We start from the raw sequence: 6,202 nt of genomic DNA, 5'->3' as shown, positions 1-6,202 counted from the left end.
TCACAGAGCGAATTATTTAGAATATTATTAATTATCAAAACATATACTGTTGGCGATTTTAGCGATGTATTCACATTTTAATTTTCAGAACATATTTTTCGTCAGCGCATTGTAAGCTACACTTTAACTTTCTAAGTTATTGGCTTGGAACTAGAGAAAATATCTGGCTTTTTATTAATTAAGGGTTAACGATGTTTGGTTATCGTTCAAATGTACCGAAAGTGCGCCTTGTCACTGATAGAATGGTTATTCGTTTGACTTATGAGCGTGATAATTATCGACTAGCTGATTATTACAGCCTGAACAAAGACTTTTTAATTCCGTGGGAACCCATCAGGGATAACTCACATTACCAGCCTGCGGGCTGGCAGAATCGGTTACAAGTCATGAATGAAATGCATCGAGAAGGAAGTGCCTTCCATTTCTTACTATTAGACAAAGAAGAAAACGAAGTCATGGGGGTAGCGAACTTTAGTAATGTATTGCGTGGCTCATTTCATGCATGCTATCTAGGTTATTCACTGGGTCAAAAATGGCAAGGCCAAGGCCTAATGCACGAGGCGTTAACTCAAGCTATCCGTTATATGCAGCAACACCAAAAAATGCACCGAATTATGGCAAATTATATGCCTCATAATATGCGTAGTGGTAATTTATTGACTAAGCTTGGCTTTGAACGAGAAGGCTATGCAAAGCAATACTTACAAATCAACGGTGAATGGCGTGACCATGTATTGACGGCACTGACAGATAACACGTGGGTGCTGAATAAAGCCTAAATTCCTAATTTACTTTTCAATCGTAGTCAGTTGCAGTGCACACTGTTAAACTGATGCGATTGTATTCTTTTAGTCTATCAATCATGAATTTATTAAAATCATTGGCGGCAGTAAGCTCCATGACCATGATGTCTCGTGTGCTTGGCTTTATTCGTGACGCCATTATCGCTCGGGTTTTTGGTGCAGGAGCGGCTGCAGACGCCTTTTTTGTCGCATTTAAATTACCGAATCTTTTACGTCGAATTTTTGCCGAGGGGGCGTTTTCACAGGCGTTTGTTCCCATACTTGCGGAATACAAGAACCAACAGGGAGAGGAAGCTACCCGTACATTTGTCGCCTATATTGCTGGGATGCTAACCCTTGCTTTGGCGATTGTGACTATCCTTGGCATGATAGCTGCTCCTTGGATCATTTATGTCACCGCTCCTGGATTTACCGACGACGCTGATAAATTTGCGCTGACTACTGACCTTTTACGGGTCACATTCCCTTATATTTTTCTGATTTCACTGGTCTCCCTCGCTGGGGCAATTCTCAATACTTGGAACCGTTTTTCGGTTCCGGCATTCGCGCCGACATTGCTCAATGTCAGTATGATCATTTTTGCCGCTTTTGCCGCCCCATACTTTAATCCATCCATTATGTCATTGGCATGGGCGGTGCTGGTTGGTGGTGTTTTACAGCTAGTCTATCAGCTCCCGTACCTTAAAAAGGTGGGTATGTTAGTGTTACCGCGCTTGTCATTTCGTGATAGTGGGGTTTGGCGTGTAATGAAAATGATGGGGCCTGCCATTATTGGGGTCTCTGTTGCTCAAATTTCTTTAATTATCAATACAATATTCGCCTCTTTTTTGCAATCTGGTTCAGTATCATGGATGTATTACGCCGATAGGCTAATGGAATTGCCATCTGGAGTACTTGGTGTGGCTCTCGGAACGATTTTATTGCCTTCACTCGCGAAAAGCTTCACGAGCGGTAATCAAAATGAGTATCGCCAATTGATGGACTGGGGGTTACGCCTTTGTTTGTTATTAGCCTTACCATGTGCGTTAGGGTTGGCAATACTCTCTGAAGCATTAACGGTGTCTTTATTCCAATACGGTAATTTTACCGCGCATGACTCATTAATGACGCAATATGCTTTAATTGCCTATTGTGTCGGTTTAACGGGGATGATTTTGGTGAAAATTTTGGCACCGGGCTTTTATTCACGCCAAGATATTCGTACGCCTGTGAAAATTGCGATTGTCACTTTAATATTAACGCAATTGATGAACTTAGCTTTTATTGGCCCATTGCAACATGCTGGCTTAGCCTTGTCTATTGGGTTAGCGGCCTGTTTTAATGCAGGAGTCCTTTATTGGCAATTGCGCAAGCAAGATATTTTTCAGCCTTTAGCGGGTTGGAAAGGGTTTATATTTAAATTATTGATAGCCTTAATTGTAATGGGAGTCGTGCTATTTGGTGTCTTACATTTTATGCCATCTTGGCAAGAAGGTAATATGCTGATGCGTATGCTACGTTTGATAGGTGTCGTAATTGTTGGTGCGGGAAGCTATTTCGTTGCTTTATACGTGCTTGGGTTCCGCCCTCGTGACTTTATGAAACGTAGTATTGCGTAACGAATAATAAGCACATCAATAAACATTAAGCCCAAAATTTTGGGCTTTTTTTGTCTCTCAGATCTATTCATTTAAGTTATTGATGGCGGTTGATTTATTTGGAATTTGCTTCTGGGTGATCTTGCAATGAAAAGTTAGGTGAAGGGTGGAAATTGGCGTTAATACTTGCTTTGTAGCACAAACAAAAACGGCTCACCGAAGTGAACCGTTAACAGACAACCTATTGATTTGAACTACATTCTTTCAACGGTTTCAATACCCAGTGTGTCTAAGCCCGTTTTTAACGTTCTTTGGGTTAATGCAGCCAATTTCAAGCGGCTTTGGCGCTGTGCTTCGTCATCAGCTGACAAGATAGGGCAGTGCTCATAGAAACCAGAGAATAAACCTGCTAATTCATATAAATAAGCACACATAACATGAGGTGTACCATCACGAGCGACAGTTAGAATGGTTTCTTCAAACTGTAATAAACGTGTCGCAAGTGCAATTTCACGAGGGTCTTGTAATGAAATAGGCAGAGTTAAGTCTGCATGGGTTAAATTGGCTTTCTTGAAAATAGAAGCCACACGAGTATACGCATATTGCATATACGGAGCGGTATTTCCTTCGAAAGCTAACATGTTGTCCCAATCAAAAATATAATCCGTCGTTCTGTTTTTGGATAAATCAGCGTACTTAACCGCACCAATACCGACCACATTTGCGACGTTAAGTAATTCATCTTCAGGCATATCCGGGTTTTTCTCACGGATCAATGCTTGAGCGCGTTCAACCGCTTCATCAAGCAAGTCTGATAAACGAACAGTACCACCAGTACGAGTCTTAAACGGTTTGCCATCTTTACCTAGCATCATACCGAACATATGGTGCTCAAGCGCCATTGATTCAGGGATATAACCTGCTTTACGGACGATGGTCCATGCTTGCATCAAATGTTGATGTTGGCGTGAGTCAATATAGTAAAGTGAGCGGTCAGCATGTAAGGTTTCATAACGGTATTTAGCACAGGCAATATCGGTTGTTGTATACAAGAAGCCACCATCTTTTTTCTGGACGATCACGCCCATAGGTTCGCCTTCTTTATTTTTAAATTCATCAAGGAAAACAACCGTTGCGCCTTCACTCTCAACCGCTAAACCTTTAGCTTTTAAATCTGCAACAATACCCGGTAGCATGCTGTTATATAAGCTTTCACCCATCACGTCATCTTCAGTTAAGGTGACGTTTAAGCGGCGGTAGGTTTCTTGGTTTTGTTGCATGGTGATATCAACCAATTTACGCCACATTTGGCGGCAATACTCATCACCGGATTGCAATTTCACCACATAACCACGTGCGCGTACCGCGAACTCTTCATCTTCGTCGTAGTGCTTTTTGGCTTCACGGTAAAATTCTTCGAGGTCTGCAAGTGCCATATCCGTGGCATCTTCATTTTGTACTTTTTCGAGATAGGCAATTAACATACCAAATTGCGTACCCCAATCACCGACGTGATTGGCTCGAATGACTTTATGACCAATAAATTCTTGAGTACGTGCCGCAGCATCACCAATAATGGTTGAACGCAAGTGACCCACGTGCATTTGTTTTGCGACATTAGGCGCTGAATAGTCAATAACAATCGTTTCAGACTCGACTGGCGCGATGCCTAAGCGCTGTGAAGCTAATGCTTCTTCAACATGCTTTTCAACCCAAGTTGGCTCAAGGAAGATATTAATAAAGCCAGGGCCTGCAATTTCAACTTTGCTGGCAATCCCTTCTAAATCTAAGTGATTAACAAGCTGTTCTGCCAGTTGTCGCGGAGCTAGCCCCATCTTTTTAGCCGCGCCCATCACTCCATTAGCTTGGTAGTCACCAAACTGAGCTTTAGCGGATTGACGCACAAGTGCATCGCTGCCTTCTGGAGCACCCGCTGCTAACATCGCAGCACTAATTTTATCTGAAAGAATCGCCTGAATATTCACCGAATTACCTTAAATTACGAACATAGTTACCGCATTGTGCCATCACATGCGCATAACTAAAAGGTGGAAGAGAAAAATCGGCAGGTTTTATACCACATTTTGGGGCTCTCATGCTACAGTCTGCGTCATTGTTTAGCAGATAAGTTTTTGTAAAGGGGGGCTTTAAGTGCCACAGTTTAGCAAAATTTCGCAATTACAAGATTTATGGGATGACCTACCTGTATTTATTCGTAAATTACAACAGATGGCGCAGGAGATAAACCTATCATTGTCATCCTTTCCGATAGACCATATTTCAGTGCGCTGTCATCATCTTGCAACTGCAGAACGTTGGCACCAAGGATTACTGCAATGTGCGCAACTTTTATCTGACAATGTAATTAATGGTCGGCCGATTCGTTTATATGAGCTAAGCGAGCCGTTAAACATCGTAGGTCAAGATGTATTTATGATTGAATTACCTTTCCCAAAAGACAAAATTTACCCGAAAGAAAGCTGGGAACATATTGAAATGGTAATTGATGTTGAGCCAAGTGAGCTAGAAACCGCGGCATTCCAGTTGCTGCTTGATCCTTTACCCCAAGGATACCGACTGAAGATGAGCCAGCCTAAAGGGCAGCAAGAAAGGTTGCCAAATCCAACATTAGCAGTGTCAAATGGTGAAATAACCGTAAAATACCATCCATTCCCGCTAAAAAAGATAATTGAAAGTGAAAAATAAGTGATGTAATTAACGTTATTGTTCAATAGTTCTCGTTAACTTTTGGCGGTGTGATATCCATCCGATAACATTTTTTAATAAATGGCATTATTAGCCGAATTGTTAACGTTTAACATTAAATCTTTTCATTATTTTTGGGCACATAAAGTAGGTGTTTTATTGCTCTATTTCGGAGGTTGTGATGGCAAAACTGGAAATCTGTTGTTTTGGAATTGAATGCGCCCAAGTGGCCCAAGAGTATGGTGCAGATCGTATCGAGCTTTGCTCTGGCGCCGCTGATGGTGGCTTAACACCCAGTTATGGCTACCTGAAACTGGCAAAAGAAAAACTGCATATTCCAGTTCATCCTATTATTCGTCCTCGTGGTGGTGATTTTTGCTATAACATCAGTGAATTTGACGTGATCCGTGAAGATTTAATTATGATTAAGGAAATGGGTTTTCCAGGCGCTGTTATCGGTATATTGGATAGCGAAGGGCGCATTGATATCAACAGGATGCACACGTTGATGGAAATAGCACAGGGGATGAATATTACCTTCCACCGTGCATTTGATATGTGTATTAACCCATTGTTAGCTTTAGAACAATTAAAGGAACTCGGCGTAGCTCGCATTTTAACCTCTGGGCAGCAACAAAGCGCGGAGCTAGGTTTACCGCTTTTGAAAGAGCTACATGAAAAAAGCCAGCAAATTAATGGCCCACAAATAATGGCGGGTGCGGGCGTACGTTTGGCCAATTTAAGTAAATTTATGGAAATCGGCTTATCTGAGGTACACAGTTCCGCAGGGAAAACGGTACCATCAACCATGAGTTACCGCAAAGTGGGCGTGACAATGGCCTCTAATAGTGAATCAGATGAATTTACTCATTATTGTGTGGATGGTCCTACGGTCGAAGCGATGAAGGACTTTATTTCTATTACAGAAAAAGTTTCTGTTTAATTGCTGCTGGCCTCAATACACGGCTTTGATATAGAAATTTTACATAGCTTGTTATTCTTTAAGGAAAATCAATTCGTTGGTTTTCCTTATTGTTTTTTAGTCATCAATTAGTTTAATGTCATTAAAATAGCCAATAAGAAGACTAAAAATATGATTTATTTATCATTAATGGT

General features: G+C 41.4%; 5 protein-coding genes. 4 read left to right on the top strand and 1 reads right to left on the bottom strand.

Annotated elements, in window-relative coordinates; genetic code table 11:
• The first annotated feature begins 191 nt into the window (after positions 1-191).
• Both rimJ and murJ read left to right on the top strand, forming a co-directional pair.
• A complete protein-coding gene (rimJ, locus tag PSE60_RS07265; protein WP_272664990.1) occupies positions 192-779 on the top strand; it encodes a ribosomal protein S5-alanine N-acetyltransferase in 588 nt (195 codons plus the stop codon).
• A gap of 83 nt (positions 780-862) precedes the next feature.
• Positions 863-2,401 carry a murein biosynthesis integral membrane protein MurJ gene (gene murJ / locus PSE60_RS07260; protein WP_272664989.1) on the top strand — a complete coding sequence of 513 codons (1,539 nt, stop codon included), beginning with the start codon at positions 863-865 and terminating at the stop codon, positions 2,399-2,401.
• Positions 2,402-2,634: 233 nt separating this feature from the next.
• Here the strand turns inward: murJ and argS are convergent, their stop codons facing one another.
• Positions 2,635-4,365 (bottom strand): arginine--tRNA ligase, encoded by a 1,731-nt coding sequence (argS, locus tag PSE60_RS07255; protein WP_272664988.1) that lies wholly within the window; start codon positions 4,363-4,365, stop codon positions 2,635-2,637.
• Positions 4,366-4,531: 166 nt separating this feature from the next.
• Here argS and PSE60_RS07250 point away from each other — a divergent pair, with 166 nt between their 5' ends.
• Positions 4,532-5,086, top strand: coding sequence for a VOC family protein (locus PSE60_RS07250; RefSeq protein ID WP_272664987.1), 555 nt, complete (start codon positions 4,532-4,534; stop codon positions 5,084-5,086).
• 181 nt (positions 5,087-5,267) lie between these two features.
• Positions 5,268-6,029 carry a copper homeostasis protein CutC gene (cutC, locus tag PSE60_RS07245; RefSeq protein ID WP_210835595.1) on the top strand — a complete coding sequence of 254 codons (762 nt, stop codon included), beginning with the start codon at positions 5,268-5,270 and terminating at the stop codon, positions 6,027-6,029.
• Positions 6,030-6,202 lie beyond the last annotated feature (173 nt).

Origin of the sequence: Providencia sp. PROV174 (assembly GCF_028480685.1) — a bacterium.
Taxonomy (GTDB): Bacteria; Pseudomonadota; Gammaproteobacteria; order Enterobacterales; family Enterobacteriaceae; genus Providencia; species Providencia rettgeri.
This window is presented reverse-complemented; position numbering and strand designations above follow the sequence as displayed.